Consider the following 4257-nt stretch of genomic DNA (forward strand, 5'->3'; position numbering starts at 1 on the left):
TTTTTCGGTTGTGAACATCCATTTGATGCGGGCGCGTTCGGCATTGCGCCGCTTCTGCCAGGCCGCGGTTTCGGCGACGAGCCGGGCGTAGCTATCGATGCGCCGGTCGAGGCATTGGCGAGCCAGAACGCCAATCTCGATCTCGACCATGTTGAGCCAGCTGGCGTGCTTGGGGACGTAGTGGAACTCCAAACGGCGCAGAATGCGTCGTGCTTGGTCGGCCGGGAAGGTCTGGTAGAGCGCGCCGGGTGAATGGGTCGACAGGTTGTCGAGCACCACGCGAATGCGCTCCGCTGCAGGATAATGAACGTCGGTGAGGTCGCGCATGCAGGCAGCGAAGTCCTCCGCGGCCCGGCGCTCGGTGACCTTCACTCTACGCCAGGGGCGGTTCACATCGAGGAAGACAAACAGGTTGGCGGTGCCGTTGCGCCGGTACTCGCAGTCGTAGCGCTCGAGCTGCCCCGGCTTCGCCGGGATTGGCTGGCGCACCTCGCCGATGAGCTGGATCGGGCTCTCGTCGAAGCAGACCACCGGGTGCTTCGGGTCGGGTGCCTCGGCATAGAGATCGAGCACGTCCTCCATGCGGGCGACGTAATCGCCGTCAACCTGGGGAATGCACCACATGTCCTTGCGCCACGGCTTCAGATCGTTCTCGGCCAGGCGGCGGCGCACCGTCTCGCGCGACAGGCTCCCGTGCGCGGTCAATTTGACCATTGCGCCCGCCAACAGCTCCAGCGTCCAACGCGCACGCCCCGCGGGCGGGCTCGAGCAGGCGGTCGCCACCAGCAGGGCTTCCTCCTTGCCAGTGAGCTTGCGCTCTGCTCCGGGGCGCGGTTCTTCGCTCAGCGCTCGCTCTAGGTTGCCTTCGACAAACCGCCGCTTGGTCCGGTAGACCGTCGAACCGCCAACCCCGACGCTTGCAGCGATGTCCTCGTCGCTGACGCCGGCGTCGACAGCCAGCAGGATCTGGGCTCGCTTGAGCTTGCGCGCCGCCTGCTTGCCGCCGCTCATGAGGTGCATGAGTTCTGCGCGCTCGCTTTGGCTCAATTCGACCCGATAGCGTACATTCATCCGTGCCTCCTCGTGTTGAGGCACGGATCACCAGCTGAATCGGATGGCCGGCGTGAGTCGCTCGGGAAAAACCTTCACCGCCAAGCAGGGCCAATATCTGGCCTATATCCACCTGTACACGCGGTTACACCGCCGTCCCCCGGCCGAGACCGACATGCAGGAATACTTCCGCGTCAGCCCGCCATCGGTTCATCAGATGGTGCTGACGCTCGAACGGGCAGGATTCATCCAAAGGCAGCCGAGGACACCCCGCAGCATCGAACTGCTCGTTGATCCCAACCAACTGCCGGACCTACTCTGATCCAGCGCTCAACCAGTCAAATTCACCGTGCAGAGGTACTAGTGGCAGATTGCCGAATGCAAGCTGACAAAAAGCAGGTAGTTGGCACCAGCCTTCTCGATCTGGATAAGTAGAAGCTCGCGCACGGAAGCTGGCGTTCCCACGACGCACAATTGACTCTCGAGTGCCGCATCGAAGGTCAGCGGCAGGTTAGGCGGCGTCGGCATGGCATTGAGGTCGTAAAGGATCCTGAAGTTCTTGAGCCATTGCTCGTAAGCCGTTGCCGCTAGCGAATAAGCCTGTTGGTGAGAACGCTCAATCACCACCATGCGGAGCAATCCCAGGAACGGTTCGCGGTCCTCAACGTTAGCGCAGCCGGCTCGATGGACGCGGAATGTCAATCGGCCCTTTAATTGCGGATTGCTGTCAATTCTTTTTTGAAGCCAATCGGCAAGACGGTAGCGCTCGCCCCGTCGGAGCTGGTCGGGATTGCGAAGATGGGCGAGCGCGGCTGCTCGAACGATAGCTAGGTGGTAGTAATAGGCCGATTGGCTGTCACCTAAATGTCGATGCGATTGACTGCCCGTCGCTGGGGTCATGGTCCTTTCCGAGGTCGCAAGCGCCTCATGATGATGTCCGGATCGGGTGCCTCATCGTTTGCAACGGCGTGCGGCCGAGCCGCCACCAGCCGATTGATCGAGGTCACCACGACCACCGTCCCAGCGGGACATCGCCAGCCCGGCGGACCGGGCCAGGAACTTGCAAACTAAGGTTAGGCCGGCGCGTGGCCCCAGTCGAACGACGTGCCGTCGACCCATATGCAGTGGAGGATTACAGCGATCTTGCGAGCAATGGCCACCTTTGCCTTTTTCATGCCGGCGCGCTTCGCGAGCTTCATTCCCCAGGCCTTGAGGGAGGACCATTTCTTTGTTCGATAAAGCAGAACAGTAGCCGCCTCGTACAGGTACGTTCGGAGGAGCCTGTCGCCCCATCGGGATATTTTGCCACTAGTGTCAGTTTCACCAGATTGGTTGCGCCGAGGTGTGAGGCCGAGATAGGCGCCGACTGTCGAGGCCGATCGGAAGCGGGATGGGTCATCGATCGTATGGCGGAACGTCAAGGCGGTGACCATGCCGACACCAGGAACCGTCATCAGGCGACGCGTCGTCTCGTCAGACTTCGCCAATCGGCGGACCTCGTCGTCTAATTTGCTCTGCTGCTGGCAGATATGCTAATGAACCGACAGGAGCGGCTCGATCACGGCGAGGAGCTGATGGCCTTCGCTGAACAGCTCACGGACCAAGTTGCGGAACTGTTGGCCGATGGCGCGGGAGAATAGCAATCCACATTCCTTGATCAGACTGCGGACCTGGTTCTCGATATCCCGGCGCATGGACACCAGGCGGAATCGCGCAACGAGGATTGCTCGAACCTTCTGGCTCTCTTCGCTCTTGATTTTGACTTCTCGGTACCAGCCGACCCTTACGAGTTCGGCAAGGCCCCGAGCATCGTTCTGATCGCTCTTGTTCATGCGGACCGACAATGCTGCGTGTGCATGCCTTGCATCGATGCAAACGACGGGGAGTTCGACCCTACGAAGCTCATGCCAAAGCCAGCTTGCCATTGCGCCCGTCTCAAAGCCGATACGTTCCGCCAGTGGCGCATGTTTACGAAGTAGCCTTGACAGATCTCCAGGATCAGACTTGGCCTTTCCTTCAAAAATCGCTTGACCTGTCTCGTTGGCCACGCACACGGCAGTCTCTCTTTTTGCGAGACATCTAGCCCGACGTATTGCCTCATGACAGCTCCTCCGAATCGTTTGATTGCGAGAGCTCGACGATAACGGAGCTTTCTCCCACGAGCGTCGACCGCAATTACGTCATCGTTTGCAAATTTGGCTCTGACTCACTTTTGATGCAGTTTGGGGGATGTCTGGCGTTTTGATTGAGGGAGAATCAGCGCCATGCAGCAAGCACTCCAGCGCTCCAGTCTGGTGCCGCGTGGGTTTGTTGTAGAGAGTGCGTACTACGAAGACGGTAAGGCCGTTGTTGTGGTCCGAGCGTCCGGAAGTGTTGGTCTGTGTCCGTCGTGCGGAGCGGTTTCCCGACGCGTCCATAGCCGCTATCGACGGCGCGTGACCGATCTTCCGCTCTCGGGGCGGATTGTAGAGCTCCTGGTGATCGCTCGCCGCTTCCGCTGCGACGCTGTCCTGTGCGGGCGCCAAATCTTCGCCGAGCGCTTCGCCGAAGGTGTGCTGGCTCCATCGGCGCGACGCACGGCGAGACTGGACTCGATCGTCTACCACCTCGGCCTGGCGCTTGGCGGTCGACCAGCAGCAGGCTTCGCAAAGCGGCTGATGCTACCGGTGAGCAAAGACACGCTCCTGCGTGTGGTCCGACGCCGCAGCCGCCCGCCAGCCGACCCGCTCAGGGTTATAGGCATCGATGATTGGGCCTGGCGGCGCAATCACCGATACGCCAGCATCATCTGCAACCTCGAAAAGCGCCGGATCGTCACGCTACTGCCGGATCGTGAACCCGCGACCGCCCAAGCCTGGCTGGCGGCTCATCCCACGATCACGATAATTGCCCGTGACCGTGGCGGGGGATATGGCGAAGCTGCGGCAAAGGCCTGCCGCAGGCGGTACAGGTCGCGGATCGGTGGCATCTGATGGAGAACGCCAGTCGGGCCTTCCTCGACGCCGTTCGCAAATCGATGCGCCAGATCCGCAGCGCGATCGGGGCAACGACAATCGATCCCAAACTGCTCACCGCGGCCGAGCGCCTCCAGTATGAGGGCTATCTCCGCCGCGAAGAGACCAACGCAACTATCTTGGGCCTGTCGAAAGGCGGAACGCCGATCAAGCAGATCGTGCGCCAGACCGGCCATAGCAGGAAGCTGATACG

General features: G+C 61.0%; 2 protein-coding genes and 3 pseudogenes. 2 read left to right on the forward strand and 3 right to left on the reverse strand.

Going from position 1 to position 4257, the window contains the following annotated elements; translation table 11 throughout:
* The coding region (locus AC629_RS42800) for an IS630 family transposase (RefSeq protein ID WP_084810633.1) at positions 1-1071 on the reverse strand (1071 nt) is incomplete at its 3' end.
* A 43-nt stretch (positions 1072-1114) separates the two neighbouring features.
* Here AC629_RS42800 and AC629_RS42805 point away from each other — a divergent pair.
* Positions 1115-1372: a LexA family protein gene (locus AC629_RS42805; protein WP_084810634.1), complete on the forward strand. Its 258-nt coding sequence runs from the start codon at positions 1115-1117 to the stop codon at positions 1370-1372.
* Here the strand turns inward: AC629_RS42805 and AC629_RS42810 are convergent.
* Positions 1364-1710: pseudogene (locus AC629_RS42810) on the reverse strand (hypothetical protein); the annotation flags it as partial. The gene AC629_RS42805 and the pseudogene AC629_RS42810 sit on opposite strands and share 9 nt — an antisense overlap.
* A gap of 413 nt (positions 1711-2123) precedes the next feature.
* Positions 2124-3151, reverse strand: a pseudogene (locus AC629_RS42815) (IS110 family RNA-guided transposase).
* 163 nt (positions 3152-3314) lie between these two features.
* Between AC629_RS42815 and AC629_RS42820 the strand changes: the two are divergent.
* Positions 3315-4257 (forward strand): annotated as a pseudogene (locus tag AC629_RS42820) (ISL3 family transposase); the annotation flags it as partial.

Origin of the sequence: Bradyrhizobium sp. NAS80.1, from assembly GCF_001908205.1 — a bacterium.
Taxonomy (GTDB): domain Bacteria; phylum Pseudomonadota; class Alphaproteobacteria; order Rhizobiales; family Xanthobacteraceae; genus Bradyrhizobium.